Genomic DNA, 14863 nt, shown 5'->3' with positions numbered 1-14863 from the left:
CTGCCCTTCCTCCAATACCCCAGATGCACTCATAACACCGCACCACGGCGAACCACCCGTGCGCATGGGTGAGCGCGGCCGCGCACGCGCGCCACTACCATGCCATGCTTCAACAGCGCACCGCGACCCACGCACGCGATACCACCCCACCTGATCCACCCCCCACCCTAGTAACCCCCTCGACCCAGAAATTGGCGACCAATCGCGCACTTGCCGCATTGCCGGCAAGCGTCGCTCGCGACGATTTCGGACCTATCGCCCGCTCATAGTTCCGGGAAACCATCGGGGAAAAGGCGTTGCACCGCCGCCTCGAAATGCGCTATTGGCGCCGCGCCGCGCAATGCGATTGGTGGAGGTGGTGTTTCCTCGCCCACGGCAGGGTCTCGCGACAGCACAATGAACGGAACGCTCGATATGCCCAGCTGTTTGGCGAAGTCCTCGTCTTCCTGCACCGCTGATGCAAAGCGGTCCTCTCGAAGGGCTTCGTCTAGCGCTTCGGGGTCGAGCCCAACAGTACTGCCGATGTCGATCAGGATATCGACATCGCCGATATCCAGACCGTCTTCGAAGAATGCTTTGAACAGTGCCATATGCATTGCATCGAAGGCGCCTGCCTCCAATGCGAAACGGGCCGCCTCGAGTGCTTTTCGGCTACGCGGGCGTACCGCAGGCATGCGAATCGTCAAGCCACGCTCTGCGGACATCGGATAGATATTGCGTTCCCAGCTTTCCACTAGCGATTCGTCGTCGGGCTCCGGAAGCGCGACAGGCTCAGGACGGAGTTCGAACGCGTGCCAGCGCAGCTCGACCGCATCGCCATACGCATCGCGAAATTGGTGCAGTACGGGCAATTCGAGATAGCAGAAAGGGCAGACGTAGTCGGACCAGATATCAAGGTAGAGCGTTGCTCCGCTAGCCATCGGATTTTCTCGGCAAAAGCGCGTGTGGTGAAGCACGCGTGGATTTCAGACTTGGTTCAGCGTAGCCCGCCTACGAACACATTAACGCCTTTCCTAACAGACAGGCGGCGGCACTGCCGTATCGGCGGAAGTCGTTCCCGCGCGGGTATGCGCTGTGCCTTAATGGTAGCGCGTTGCGCATCACAATGCCGATTCCGGCTCATTCTGCGACTGACACGACGACTTGGACTGAATAGGGAACTTCCGCCCCAGCCCTAAAAAGTAGCAGGTTTCGACGGCGCGGTATCATAGCGACGAGACATCCGAACCCTGTTCGCCCGCGTCCTGCCGATGAACTCATGTGCCCAATGCGCCCCGTTGCAAAGGCGCAATTGGACGCAGGCATCCAAGAACGCCGAATAAACAGGCCCTGACTGCATTCGATCCGCTTTGTTCGTCAAAAGTCCACCTCATGCCCGATCCATCCCCACAAAGCCCACCATCGGCATCAGACCCCGCCGCAAAGCCACGGCTCCATTATGGTTGGATCATGATGGGCGTGACGTTTCTTGTGTTGCTGGCCGGCGCAGGTGTACGCGCAACGCCAGGTGTCCTGATTCGCCCGCTCCAGAGCGCATTCGGCTGGAGTACGGGTGAAATCTCCTTTGCAATCTCGATCAATCTGGTCCTGTATGGCCTGATGGGACCTTTCGCAGCGGCGTTGATGCAAACCATCGGAGTACGCCGGGTTGCCGTCATCGCGTTGACGTTGCTTGCAAGTGGCGCATTGCTCAGTCTGACCATGTCATCGACGGCGATGTTGACCTTGACGTGGGGGTTCATGGTTGGCACGGGCTCCGGCATGGCGGCACTGACATTGGGCGCGACTGTCGCGAACCGCTGGTTCATCAAGCACCGGGGCTTGGCGATGGGGCTGATGACCGCCAGTGCCGCTACCGGACAACTGGTTTTCCTGCCGTTGATGGCGGCATTGGTGACCACCTATGGTTGGCAGGGCGCCGTCTGGACCTCGGGGCTCGGTGCCGTAATCATGTTGCCATTGGCATGGACTGCCATGCGAGAGTCGCCGGCAAGCCTGGGTCTTGCGCCCATCGGAGGGCACCTTCCGGCAGAGGGTGTCCCGGTCTCGCCAACCCCTGCAAGCGCGAATCCATTTGGCAATGCGTTCGGCGCGCTGCGTGAGGGCATGCATCACAAGGGTTTCTGGCTGTTGGCCGGCAGCTTCTTTATCTGCGGTGCAAGTACGAACGGCTTCATTGGTACGCACTTTATTTCGATGTGCGTCGATCACGGCATATCGGAAGTACGTAGCGCGAGCTTATTGGCCGCGATGGGTATATTCGATCTGATGGGAACGACGGCATCTGGCTGGTTGAGCGACCGTTTCGATAATCGCAAATTGTTGTTCTGGTATTACGGCTTGCGTGGCTTATCCCTGCTGTTCCTGCCGTTTGCCTTCGGTTTCGATTTCTACGGCCTACCGATTTTCGCGGTGTTTTATGGTCTTGACTGGATCGCCACCGTGCCGCCTACGGTCCGCTTGACCACCGACATTTTCGGCCGCGAGCGCGGCCCGATCGTCTTCGGTTGGATCGTCGCATGCCATCAGATCGGCGCTGCGTTCGCCACGCTCGCGGCAGGCATGATGCGGGCATCGCTGGGAAACTATCAGCTCGCGACGTATTGCTCCGGTGCTTTGTGTGTCCTCGGCGCGGTGCTGGTACTGCGTATCCGCAGTCACGCGAAACCAATCGGGTTGGCTGCGTAAGGCCAAAATCAGGCCGAGCGGCGCGCATTGTCACCCTGTTTAGCAGAGAAGAGGAAACCATGAAGGACCGGCAGTTACTAGTGGCAGGTGCCATCAATATGTTCATCGCGGTGGTGGCCGGAGCGTTCGGCGCGCACGGTCTGCGCAACGTCGTCTCGCCGCTGATGCTGGGTGTTTGGGAAACAGGGGTTACGTATCATCTGATTCATGGCATCGCATTGCTGCTGATCGCACTCGCGATGCCGCATATCGGTGAAAAGGCGTTATCGTTGTGTGGAACGTTGATGCTGGCTGGTATTGTGCTGTTCAGCGGCAGCCTTTATCTGCTCGTATTAACCGGCGTGCGCTGGATCGGGGTGATCACCCCGATCGGAGGCGTTGCCTTTCTTGCCGCCTGGGCTGGGTTCGCCTGGGCGGCCTGGCGTGCACCGAATCGCAATTTGCAGAGATGTGACGATTGATTTTTCATAAGGACAGCCGATGCCCCATGCCACGCCGCTGATCGCGACTATTGTCGCCGGCCTTTGTATCGCCTTTGTCTTCGGGGCGATTGCGAATCGTTTCAAGATTCCGCCGCTTGCTGGTTATTTACTGGCAGGTATCATCGTCGGACCGTTTACGCCAGGTTATGTCGCCGATCAACATATCGCGCCGGAATTGGCGGAAATCGGGGTGATTCTGCTGATGTTCGGCGTGGGTCTCCACTTTTCGCTGAAGGACCTGTTGGCGGTAAAGCGCATCGCGGTCCCTGGCGCGCTGGTGCAGATCGCCTTTGCCACGCTGCTCGGCTGGGGCGCTGCCCGCGTATTCGGCTGGAGCAGTGGCGCCGGCATCGTTTTCGGCCTGTCACTGTCGGTCGCCAGTACGGTCGTGCTGTTGCGCGCGTTGCAGGACTTGCGTCTGCTTGATACCGACCAGGGACGCATTGCGGTTGGCTGGTTGATCGTCGAGGACCTCGTCATGGTGCTCGCCCTGGTGCTGCTGCCACCACTGGCTGGTCTGCTCGGCGGTAGCGATGACGCCGCCACGGCGGGTGGTGCCGCCCCCGTTGCATCCACGGGCTCGTTGCTGTGGACGCTGACGTTGACACTGGCTAAAGTCGTCGCGTTCATCGCGGTGATGCTGGTGGTCGGCCGTCGCGTCATTCCGTGGGTCTTGAGCCAGATCGTCAAGACCGGCTCGAAGGAACTGTTCACGCTCGGCGTGCTCGCAATCGCATTGGGCGTCGCATTCGGTTCGGCGTCGATCTTCGGTGTGTCTTTCGCCTTGGGTGCATTTTTTGCCGGGATGATTCTCGGCGAGTCTGAAATGAGTCACGACGCGGCCGAGGATATCCTGCCGCTGCGGGATGCCTTTTCAGTCCTGTTTTTTGTTTCGGTCGGGATGCTGTTCGATTTTCACGTGCTGATCGAACGACCCATCCAGGTCCTGGTGACCTGCCTGATCATCATCGTTGGCAAATCGGTTGCTGCCCTTGCGATTGTCCGGCTGTTCAAACGCTCGACGGAAACGGCGTTGACGATTGCCGCCAGCCTCGCGCAGATCGGCGAGTTCTCGTTCATTCTCGCCGGACTCGGTGTCAGTCTGCATCTGTTGCCTGAAAGCGGGCGTGACCTTGTGCTCGCCGGTGCCATTCTGTCGATCATCCTGAATCCTTTTGTATTCGTGGTCGCGCGCCGGCTGACATCCAGTGCTGGCCGTACCGCGGCAAACGGACTGTCCCCGGCAACGGAGGCGATGGGTCAGCACGCTTGGCGTGATGGTGCGGCAAGCGATGGAGACCTAGAGCGCGCGGCTTCAGGCGCCGGATCGACTGGTTCGGTTACGTCTGTACCATCGCATGTCTATGCGGCAAGTTCGCTCGGACCCGTTTCCACCGCATGGACCAGTGAGGTGAACACGCCTGCCCCTGCCATGGAGAGGCAGGACAACGTGGTTGGCTCCGACACAGGCGCACGGACGGCGCGGAGCGACGCCACCAACGATGTGCACAGTGCGTTCGATGGCACGTGGGGGGCGGCGGCGGAGAAGGCGCGTGCGACCGGTCTTGCGGACGAAGCAGCGCGGCAAGCCGGTATCGCAGGCAAGCCGGACGAGATGCGCACACCTACGGATACTGCGGCGGCTGGTGCCTCCCTGGAAGAAACGCGACATGACGAAGAAACGACCACCGGACGACATGTCTCAGATGCGACCGAGGTGATCATCGTGGGGTACGGCCGAGTAGGGCGCGAGGTCGTGCGGACGTTGTTGGCGGGCGTGCCGCGCAATATTGTCGTGATCGAAGATCGGCCGGATATGCATGCGCGGCTGCGCGATGCGCATGTGCGGAGCGTATGCGGCAACGCGGTACAGCCCGATGTGTTGCGGCAGGCTGGGCTGGCCAACGCGCGCTTCCTTATCGTTGCGATCCCGAATGCTTTCGAAGCGGCCGAGGTGATTCGGCATGCGCGGCTACTCGCACCCGGGGTTCGCATCCTGGCGCGAGCGGGTAATACCGCCGAATTGCAGCACCTTGAGGCGCATGGCGCGCATGCGGTCGTTATCGAGAAACATGAGATCGCGCGCGGACTGGCGCGAGAGCTGGCCGATACGATCTGATGTATCGATGCGGCGAGAAATCATAGGCCGCACGGTGTAGACGCTTGCGCTATGCCTTAGACAATGCTGCACATGCTTGCTTGTGCGGAGACCGTGATCCGTCTTTCGTCCAGCGTATTGCGGATGCGCCGCGCAAATGTCACGGCATGGGGACCGTCGCCGTGCAAGCAGAGGGTCTCGACATTCAGGTCGCACCAAGTGCCGTCAATGGCTTTGACCCTGCGATGGATGATCATGTCCAGGATACGCGAGATCATCGTATCTTCGTCCTCGATCATCGCACCTGGGGTGCCGCGTGGAACCAGCGTGCCATCGGACTGGTAACCACGGTCGGCAAACGCCTCCTCCGAGGTACACATGCCGGCTTCTCGGGCTGCCACGATCAATTCTCCGCCCGCGAGCCCGACGATGACGATATTCGGGTCAAACGCCTGAATGGTCGCCACCACAAGACGGGCCAGGACGGGGTCTCGTGCCGCCTGGTTGTACAGTGCGCCGTGCGGCTTCACATGAACGATCCGACCACCTTCCTCCGAGACAATTTTCCGCAACGTTTCCAGTTGCGCCAACAGTGATTTTTGAAGATCGCTCGGGATCTGCTTTATTTCGGTGCGACCGAAATTCTCGCGATCCATATAGCTGGGATGCGCGCCGATGGACACGCCTTTTGCGACAGCCCATCGAGCACAGGCCCGCATCGTATCCGCATCGCCCGCGTGCCCGCCACATGCGATATTTGCCGAGCTGACCAGCTCTAGCAAGGTCTCATCGTTGTCACAGCCCTCGCCGAGGTCCGCGTTCAAGTCGATATGTAATTTGGAAGTCATGACTGAATTCAAAAAGAAGGTTGAGGCGCGCCGCTTTGCGCGGACAGGTCGCGGCTGATCACGGAGCGCTGCGGGCCTGCTTTGACCGGCGACGCGCGACGCCCACAATCGTTAGTCCTTGAGTACGCCGGACAGCAGTTCCGAGACCAACTCCGAGACGGGTAGCTCGGCGTCCGTGTCCGACAACGCCATGATTAGCTTGCCAATATTGCCGGGTACGGTTTTATTGACGATCGAACGTCCTTCGGGCTCCTTCCTTTCTTTCTTGTTCTTGCTGTCGGTCTTCGTGGGTTTGGACTGTTTTGCCGATTCTGAAGACGCGGGTGCCGGCGTCGATGTGGTCGGCGCCACGGACTTTTCCTGCACCATATGGGCGTTATCTGGTTGCGCGTTGTGTGCGACCGCGCGTTTGGTCTCGCGCTGGACAGGTCGTCGCGCAATCGCGATATCCACTTGCGCCAAATAGCGAAGCAGCGCACGTTGGGCTTCCAGTGCGTCTGCGCGCGTGCATTGCACGAAACGGATTGTCGTCGTTAGCCGCGCTTGTGCCAGCAACCAGAGATCGGCGGTAACGACGGCGCCAATTTTTGGATAGCCTCCTGCGGTCTGGGCATCGCCCATTAGCAGGATGGGCTGGCCATTTGGCGGGACCTGGATCGTCCCAGGCAGCACTGCATGCGACAGCAGCTCGACGTCATTGGCTTTTGCCGTACGTTTCAGTGCCGGACCGGAAAGGCGATAGCCCATGCGATTGCTGTTAGGTGTGATGGTCCAATCGGCATGCCAGAACGCTTGCTGGGCCGCAGCATCGAACATGGTGTATTCCGCGGCCGGAATGACGCGCACGACCAGCGCTTCGGCCCCATTGCCTCGGGCGGACGTTGATTCGGCGGTTGCGGACGGTAACGCACCGGCATAGGCCAGACGACACCAGGCTGGTGATTTCACGCCGAAGGCGGGCTGATCCAATGCCGCACGCAATGCGGCGCGGGCGATGGTGGTGAGCTGCTGCGCCGTCGCGGTGCCGGTGGTCGAGACGTCTGTCGTGGTTGTGGCCACTGTGGCGACGTCACGCTGCGCGGCGCTATGCTCACCGATCGCCAGTGTGTCGCCATCGGCCAATGCACGGCCATTGGCGCCGCCGAAGGCGGTCTTCAGATCCGTGCTGCGTGATCCCAGCAATAATGGTACGGCTATGCCGCCCGCCACGCCCAGGTAGGCGCGCATCGCATGGCTCGCGCTTTGCAAGGCCAATGTCTGGCCCGCCGCTACCGGTACGCTCCACCATGCGTGAATGGGCGTGCCATCAAGCGTGGCCCGGCAATCGGCACCGGTTAAGGCGATACGCGTCGCCTGCCGGAAAACGACGCTGAACGGCAGGCCAGCGGTGATTTCTATCGCGGCTGCATCGTCCTCGTTACCTACCAGGCGGTTCGCCACCCGCAGCGCGACCTGATCCATCGCACCGGCGCTGATCACCCCGAAGTGTCGCGATCCGGTTCGCCCCAGATCCTGGACCGTGCTCAACAATCCCGCTTTCAGAATTTCGATCATGACATCACGCTCGCAATAGTGAAACGAACCTGGTCGCCCGGTTGCATCAGGCTCGAAGGATTACGAGCCGGATCGAACAGCACGACGTCGGTATGACCAATCAGGTTCCAGCCTCCCGGCGACTCGCTCGGATAGACACCGGTTTGCTCGCCACCGATGGCGACAGCACCCGCCGGCACTTTCATCCGGGGTTCCGCACGGCGTGGGGTGTGTAACGCGGCTTCCAGGCCGCCCAGATAGGCAAATCCCGCCTGAAAACCCAGGAAATAAACGGTGTAGTGGCCGCACGCATGCCGTTCCGCGAATTCTCCCGCCGACATGCCGCGTGCGGCGGCAATCTCGCTCAGATCGGGCCCGGCGTCGCCGCCGTAATGCACGGGTATCTCCACCACGCGCGACTGGGCGATTGCCTCGGGCTCGGGCGTTTGCCATGCGGCGCCCAACCGGGCCGTCAACGTTTCCACGTCCGCCCGGAGCGGGTCGAACACCACCGTCAGGTTATTCATGCCGGGCACAACGTCGATGACGTATTCCCAGCGGCGGGCACTGGCTGCGAGGGCCCAGATGCGTTTTTGACATGCAAGCGAGGCCGGAGGCGCGCAGTTCAGGACAAGCGCGCTATCGCCGAACGACTGGATTCGAGGATCGGACATGGGGCAAGGGCCTGTGTGTGGCTCGGGACCAGAGCCTCTCACAAAGACGTAATGAGTTATTGATGGAGTCATTCTACAATGCCAATAAAATGTCGATAATTTATATTTGTTTTTTTGCTTTTGACTCGGTGTATGCTGTCGATATGGTGAGGTTTTCGGTGTTTTTTATTGACATCGGGGTTCGTCCCGATGGACCTTCTTCCTCTTTTTTATTTCCCGAGAGGGCCCATGCCCAACACGAACGCGCCCATCGTTTCATCGATCCACTTGTTATCGCCGGTCAGTGCGGAATTGTCGGAGCTCGAGTACGGACTCATCATGACCAGCAATGCCTTTAACAAGTGGATGACGCGCTGCATGGCGGCGGCAGGCGTCGACGACATGACGGCGTTGGAAGTGTCACTGCTGCACCACGTGAATCATCGTGAGCGCAAGAAGAAGCTCGCGGACATTTGTTTTGTCCTGAACATCGAAGATACGCACGTGGCGAGCTACAGCTTGAAGAAATTGGTCAGTCGCGGCTATGTAACCACCGAGAAGAGCGGCAAGGAGGTGTTGTTCTCCACCACGGACGAGGGGCGGGCGTTATGCGCGAAATATCGTGGGATTCGAGAGACCTGCCTGATGTCGACGCTGCCAGAGTCCGGCTTGACGAATCAGCAGATCAGCGAGGCGGCACAACTGCTGCGCAATGTTTCAGGCATTTACGATACCGCCGCACGCGTGGCGGCGTCGCTGTAGTACGCCGAGGCGCGACAACGGCGCGGGAACAAGCGGTATCGCAATAAAAACGCGATGCCGTTGCCTGTGGCCGCCGGTGCATTGGCGGCATGAAGAGGCAGGGCATCGCTTGGGAAAAGCATCTGGTCCGATGACGGGCAAGGTATGCCACCGACAGGCGCTCATGGCGCTGATGCTGCAACTGTCGCATACGGTCCGCGGCGTTCTGGGCGCGCGGATGGCCTGATTGGACGGACGACGATTTCGTCCGTGCCTTTGGTTTATGACGTGGTCGATGGTGCGTGGGGCATCAGGCCGTGGCGGTTGCTTTTGTGTCGACCGTCGTTACCTGTTTGACGAAGAACGTCGCTCTTACAGCCTTGTCGGCCCGGGCATAGGTACGATTGATGCCGCTGATGGCGGAACGAATCGACGCGGTCGTCAGGTTCGGGTTGATGCCAACGCCGAAGACGCTGCCAGGCACGCCGTCACAGGTCATTTCAGCGAACGCGACGGCAGTCGCATCGGCACCCTGGCCGGTTGCGCGTTCTTCATAGTGTTGAATGCGAACCGGCACTTGCAAGGCGTGCATCAGTGCATCCAGCGGACCATTGCCGCTACCTGTCAGCACACGGGTCTCGCCGTCGATTTTCGCGGTCAGCGTGATGGTTTCGCGCTCGCCTTGATCGTCGAGGTGATGTTTGACGTACTCGATCGGCGCGGCCACGCGGATGTATTCCTGTTGAAAGGCTTCCCACAGTTTTTCCGCGGTCACTTCGGTGCCGTTTGCATCGGTAATCTTCTGAATTGCGCTGCTGAATTCCACTTGCAGGCGGCGGGGCATTGCCAGGCCATAGCGGTTTTCGAGGAGATAAGCGATACCGCCCTTGCCGGACTGGCTGTTCACTCTGATCACGGAGTCATAGGTACGGCCAACATCACTTGGATCGATCGGCAGATAGGGCACTTCCCACACGCTTTCCGGCTTCTGCGCGGCAAAACCCTTTTTGATCGCATCCTGGTGCGACCCGGAGAACGCGGTGAAGACCAGGTCGCCCACGTAGGGATGACGTGGGTGAATCGGCAACTGGTTGCATTCCTCTACCACGCGCGCCACATCGTTGATCTGCGAGAAATCCAGGCCCGGATGCACGCCTTGCGAATACAGGTTCAACGCCAACGTCACCAGATCCACGTTGCCGGTGCGTTCACCGTTGCCAAACAAACAACCCTCGATGCGATCCGCGCCGGCAAGCACGGCGAGTTCAGCGGCTGCGATGGCCGTGCCACGATCGTTGTGTGGATGCACGCTGATCAATACGCTGTCGCGACGTGCGAGGTTGCGATGCATCCACTCGACCTGGTCCGCATAATGATTCGGTGTCGCCACCTCCACTGTGGCCGGCAAGTTGATGATCATCTTGCGCTCCGGCGTTGGGCCCCATGCCTCGATCACCGCATTGCATACTTCCTTCGCGAATGCGAGTTCCGTTGCAGTGAAGCACTCAGGGCTGTATTGGAAGGTCCATTCCGTTTCCGGATGCTGATCCGCGATTTCCCGGATCAATTTGGTGCCCGTCAACGCCAACGCCTTCACGGCGTCCTTGTCCATGTTGAACACGATATTGCGCCATGCCGGCGCCGTCGCGTTGTACAGGTGGACGATCGCGCGCTTTGCGCCCTCGACCGACGCCATCGTGCGACGGATCAGGTCTTCCCGCGATTGCGTCAATACTTCGATCGTCACATCGTCCGGGATATGGCCGTCGGTGATCAACGTGCGGACAAAATCGAAATCCGTTTGCGACGCGGACGGGAAGGCGACTTCGATTTCCTTCAAACCGATCTGCACCAACGTCTTGAACATCTTCATCTTGCGCTCACCGTCCATCGGCTCGAACAAAGACTGGTTCCCATCGCGCAGATCGGTACTCATCCAGATCGGCGGACGCGTCAGTGTCTTCGTCGGCCAGGTGCGATCGGGAATGTCGACTGGCGTGACGGGACGGTACTTGGTGGACGGGTTGTTCAACATGATCGGTTCGCTCGCAAAGACGTGTTCTGAAAGGTTCGTGAATTCTGTTTGCCATCCCCGGCCCACATGGTTTCAGATCATCTCGATCTGTCCTCGCTCCTTGGCAGGTCACCGGGTGGGGCGTGCGGTCGCTGTTATTCGCTACCGTTATGCATGCACCAGATGCGCCAAGACAACGCTGACTGCTGAAACCGTACGGCTTTACTACGATGGGAGGGAAAGCGATGCTACAAAAACCGAGGGGCGGGCGTCGGCGCAGCTAAAGTCGTGAAATCTGGGGCGTCGATCTGGTACTGCGAGGGTCGACTGGCCGGACTTTAGATGCGCGCTAGTAGGCCTAGCCGATCTAGTCGGGCTAGTAGTAGTGCGGAAAGAAGGGGGGTCTTGAATGCAGACATGCGTAAAGTATCGTCAACGGGAGGTGGGCTTGTCAAGCAGAAATTGCGCGTTCCGATGAAAATTGCGACGAATCGTCCGCGGTTGAAGCCAGTGCCAATCGATTACTTGCCGCAGGTTCCGCCTGCTTTAGGCCGCCACCGGTCCCGTGCATGGCCCATTGGGGCGGGGCAGGCCAGATACCGTCCGCGTACATGGATGGGCATGTCAATGTCGTCAGTCTTCATGGGTCGATAAGGGGGCGGCGATGCTTTCGAGTGACTTACCCTCGGCGGCGACGCCCCAACGCAGATGGACCGCGGCGGCGGCGATCATCCAGACCGCGCCGAACACATAGCCGGCGAATACATTGAGCCGTTGGTGGCTGTCGATCAGCCAGCCGAATAGTGCGGGTCCGGCAATCCCCCCTGCACCGGTGCCCACCGCATAGAAAAATGCGATGGCCAGTGCACGGATTTCCAGTGGGAACGTCTCGCTGACGGTCAGGTAGGCCGCACTGGCGGCCGACGAGGCGAAGAAAAAGATGATCGTCCAGGCGATGGTCTGCGTGCGTGCATCCAAAGCGCCTATCGAAAACAGATAGCCGGATACCGTGAGCAGAATGCCGGACATCGCATAGGTAAACGCGATCATCGGACGTCGACCGATGACATCGAACAGCCTGCCCAACAGCACCGGCCCGGCGAAATTGCCAAGCGCGAACGGCAGCAGGAACCAACCGACATGCGCGGCCGGAACGCCGTAGAAGTCGGTCAGCACCAACGCGTAAGTGAAAAAGATCGCGTTATAGAAAAACGCCTGTGCCGACATCAGCATCAGGCCGACCCAGGCCCGCTGGCGGTGCTGCACGAACAACGCCTGCGCCACTTCGCGGAGGCTGACATGGCTGCGGCGGCGCAGCTTGATCTTCGGCAATGGCGTGCTGTCATGAGGCGTACCGCCGACGACGTCGGCCTCGATCGCTGCGACGATTTCGCTTGCCTCCGCTTCGCGGTTATGGGTCAGTAGCCAGCGTGGACTCTCGGGCAAATGCCGCCGGAAGAAAACAATGATCAATCCGAGCAGCGCGCCAATGCCGAAACACACGCGCCACCCGATGTCGACGGCCAGCCACGCCGGATCGAGCAGCACGATCGAACCTGCGGCACCCAGGCCGGCACCAAGCCAGAAGCTGCCGTTGATGACAAGGTCGGTCCAGCCACGCACACGGGCCGGCATCAGTTCCTGGATCGTCGAGTTGACCGCCGTATATTCTCCCCCGATGCCGGCCCCGGTCAGGAAGCGGAAGACGACGAAGCTGGCCAGGCTCCAGGAGAAGGCCGTGGCAAACGTGGCCGCCACGTAAAGCAGCAATGTGATGAAAAACAGCTTGCGCCTGCCGAGCCGATCGGTAAGCCAGCCGAAGCCCAATGCCCCCAGCACCGCCCCGGCGATGTACGCGCTGCTGGCAATCCCGATATCTGCATTATCGAAATGCAGCGAGTCCGGCGATTTCAACGCGCCCGCCACCGCGCCTGCCAATGTTACTTCCAGGCCGTCGAGCAGCCAGGTGATCCCTAGGGAAAACACGACCAGCGTGTGGAAGCGCCGCCAGGGCAGTCGATCCAGGCGAGCCGGGAGGTCTGTCACGATCAGCGAGCGGTCTGGAGCGGGCGACGCGTCCGCGTTGGGAGGGGATGTCTGATGATCGGGCATGCCAGTGCGCTGGAAGGATAGGGGCGGTTGCCGCCCGCCCCGGGGTCTGCGATCGGGCCAACGGTCCTGGGGCGCCGCGGTGGCGCTCTTTCCGCCCCGGAGATCGCCGTGTCCGTGACGTTCATTGATGGTAAGCCAATTGCTGCGCCATCACAGGTGGGCCGCGTTTTTTCCACATGATCTCCGTCGGATTCGGAAAGCGAGCCCGGATTTCCGCGATCTTGTTGTCAGGAACACCACGCTTCGCCAGGGTAGGTAGGCGCGATGAGCGCTTCGTTCGGTCCGATTGCCGCAAATGCATCAGGATGTGCTAAAAAACAAGATTGACTTGCGTGCGCGTCGTCCTTGCCGAATGTTCGGCCAGGATTCCCGCGTGCATGCGTAGCGGACACGACGACCATGACTTACTGCGCGATCGATTTCGGCACGTCCAATTCCGCGTTGGCGCTGGCAAAGCCCGGCGCTGCCACAAGCGGGGGCGCATTCGAGGCGCCTCGCCTGATTCCATTGGAAGGCGGCAACCTGACCCTGCCCACGGCGGTGTTCTTCAATACCGACGAGCATCGGCATGTCTTTGGGCGCCAGGCAATCGCCGAGTACATCGATGGCTATGACGGGCGCCTGATGCGGTCATTGAAAAGCATCCTCGGCACCCATCTCGCCGACGCGTCGACCGAAATTGGCGACGGCGCATCGATGCCTTTCACCGAAATCATCGGACTCTTCCTGCGACATTTGCTGCAGACGGCGCAGCGCGAGGCCGGTGGCCCGGTGACGCAAGCGGTCATGGGGCGTCCGGTCTTCTTCGTCGATGACGACCCGAAAGCCGATGCGGCGGCGCAATCGCAACTGGAAGCGGCGGCACGCTCGGTGGGGTTGCGTGACATCGTCTTCCAGTACGAGCCGATTGCCGCGGCGTTCGACTACGAGTCGACACTGGATCGTGAAGAAGTGGTGCTGGTGGTCGATATCGGCGGCGGTACGTCCGACTTTTCGCTGGTACGCGTCGGGCCGGACCGGGTCCGGCAGGCAGCGCGTCATGACGACGTGCTGGGTCACTTTGGCGTGCACGTTGCCGGTACCGATATCGACAAGCGGGTTGCACTCGCCAGCGTCATGCGTGAACTGGGTTTCCAGGCACTCGACCCGTCTGGCCGGGAGATGCCGAACCGCATCTACTTCGATCTCTCGACATGGCATTTGGTCAATGCGCTTTACAGCCCAAAGCGGATGGCGGAATTCGATCAGATGAAGCACTTGTTTATCGACCCGGCGCATCCAACGCGGTTGACGCGTGTGTTGCGCAACCGATTGGGTCACGCGCTGATCGGACTGTCTGAAAAAGCAAAAATCGCGGTGTCGAACGGCGGCGAGACGATGATAGACATGTCGTTGGTCGAACCCGACTTGAGCATGGCTTTTACGGAAACGGTGATGGCGCGAGCGGCGGCCGAGGATGCGGCGCGCATCGTCGCCGCGGCGCGGGAAACCACGCGGCAGGCCGGTGTGCGCGAGGCGGATGTCGCGGCGGTCTACTTCACTGGCGGGTCGACGGGGCTGCGGTTCCTGGCCGATGCCATTGCGACGGCCTTCCCCAATGCTCATGCCGTGCGCGGCGATCCGCTTGCCAGTGTGGCCAAGGGCCTGGGTATTCATGCGCAGCGGATGTTTGCTGTCTGATGTGGCAATGCCTG

General features: G+C 60.4%; 10 protein-coding genes and 1 pseudogene. 5 read left to right on the top strand and 6 right to left on the bottom strand.

Annotation, left to right across the window (positions count from 1 at the left end; translation table 11 throughout):
- Positions 1 to 263 precede the first annotated feature (263 nt).
- The gene (locus tag WM40_RS21380; RefSeq protein WP_024901909.1) at positions 264 to 920 is read right to left on the bottom strand and encodes a DsbA family oxidoreductase; all 657 of its coding nucleotides are present in this window, start codon (positions 918 to 920) and stop codon (positions 264 to 266) included.
- Between the two features lie 451 nt (positions 921 to 1371).
- Here WM40_RS21380 and WM40_RS21375 point away from each other — a divergent pair, with 451 nt between their 5' ends.
- From WM40_RS21375 to WM40_RS28995, 3 genes are read left to right on the top strand one after another with little or no spacing between them, the layout of a single operon-like run.
- Positions 1372 to 2688, top strand: a complete 1317-nt coding sequence (locus WM40_RS21375; protein ID WP_024901908.1) for an MFS transporter — start codon at positions 1372 to 1374, stop codon at positions 2686 to 2688.
- Between the two features lie 59 nt (positions 2689 to 2747).
- Positions 2748 to 3149, top strand: coding sequence for a DUF423 domain-containing protein (locus tag WM40_RS21370; protein WP_024901907.1), 402 nt, complete (start codon positions 2748 to 2750; stop codon positions 3147 to 3149).
- A 19-nt stretch (positions 3150 to 3168) separates the two neighbouring features.
- The gene (locus WM40_RS28995) at positions 3169 to 5289 is read left to right on the top strand and encodes a cation:proton antiporter domain-containing protein (RefSeq protein WP_024901906.1); all 2121 of its coding nucleotides are present in this window, start codon (positions 3169 to 3171) and stop codon (positions 5287 to 5289) included.
- A gap of 56 nt (positions 5290 to 5345) precedes the next feature.
- On the opposite strand, the gene pxpA is transcribed toward WM40_RS28995, so the two are convergent.
- From pxpA to pxpB, 3 genes and pseudogenes are all read right to left on the bottom strand, one after another.
- Entirely contained in the window at positions 5346 to 6116 is a 771-nt protein-coding gene (pxpA, locus tag WM40_RS21360) for a 5-oxoprolinase subunit PxpA (RefSeq protein WP_024901905.1), read from the bottom strand.
- 387 nt (positions 6117 to 6503) lie between these two features.
- A pseudogene (locus WM40_RS21355) lies at positions 6504 to 7670 on the bottom strand (5-oxoprolinase subunit C family protein); the annotation flags it as partial.
- Positions 7667 to 8323 carry a 5-oxoprolinase subunit PxpB gene (gene pxpB, locus WM40_RS21350; RefSeq protein WP_024901903.1) on the bottom strand — a complete coding sequence of 219 codons (657 nt, stop codon included), beginning with the start codon at positions 8321 to 8323 and terminating at the stop codon, positions 7667 to 7669. The pseudogene WM40_RS21355 and the gene pxpB, both read right to left, overlap by 4 nt.
- Positions 8324 to 8551: 228 nt before the next feature.
- Here pxpB and WM40_RS21345 point away from each other — a divergent pair, with 228 nt between their 5' ends.
- A complete protein-coding gene (locus tag WM40_RS21345) occupies positions 8552 to 9064 on the top strand; it encodes a winged helix DNA-binding protein (protein WP_024901902.1) in 513 nt (170 codons plus the stop codon).
- Between the two features lie 289 nt (positions 9065 to 9353).
- Here the strand turns inward: WM40_RS21345 and leuA are convergent, their stop codons facing one another.
- Together leuA and WM40_RS21335 are read right to left on the bottom strand one after the other, a co-directional pair.
- Positions 9354 to 11078, bottom strand: coding sequence for a 2-isopropylmalate synthase (gene leuA, locus WM40_RS21340; protein ID WP_046153907.1), 1725 nt, complete (start codon positions 11076 to 11078; stop codon positions 9354 to 9356).
- 612 nt (positions 11079 to 11690) lie between these two features.
- Complete coding sequence (locus WM40_RS21335) at positions 11691 to 13169, bottom strand: MFS transporter (protein ID WP_024901900.1); 1479 nt, start codon at positions 13167 to 13169, stop codon at positions 11691 to 11693.
- Positions 13170 to 13568: 399 nt separating this feature from the next.
- Here WM40_RS21335 and WM40_RS21325 point away from each other — a divergent pair, with 399 nt between their 5' ends.
- Positions 13569 to 14849: an Hsp70 family protein gene (locus WM40_RS21325; protein WP_046153905.1), complete on the top strand. Its 1281-nt coding sequence runs from the start codon at positions 13569 to 13571 to the stop codon at positions 14847 to 14849.
- Positions 14850 to 14863 lie beyond the last annotated feature (14 nt).

The organism is Robbsia andropogonis (assembly GCF_000970345.1).
Lineage (GTDB): Bacteria > Pseudomonadota > Gammaproteobacteria > Burkholderiales > Burkholderiaceae > Robbsia > Robbsia andropogonis.
The sequence above is the reverse complement of the archived record's forward strand: the minus strand, read 5'-3'. Positions and strand labels throughout refer to the sequence as shown.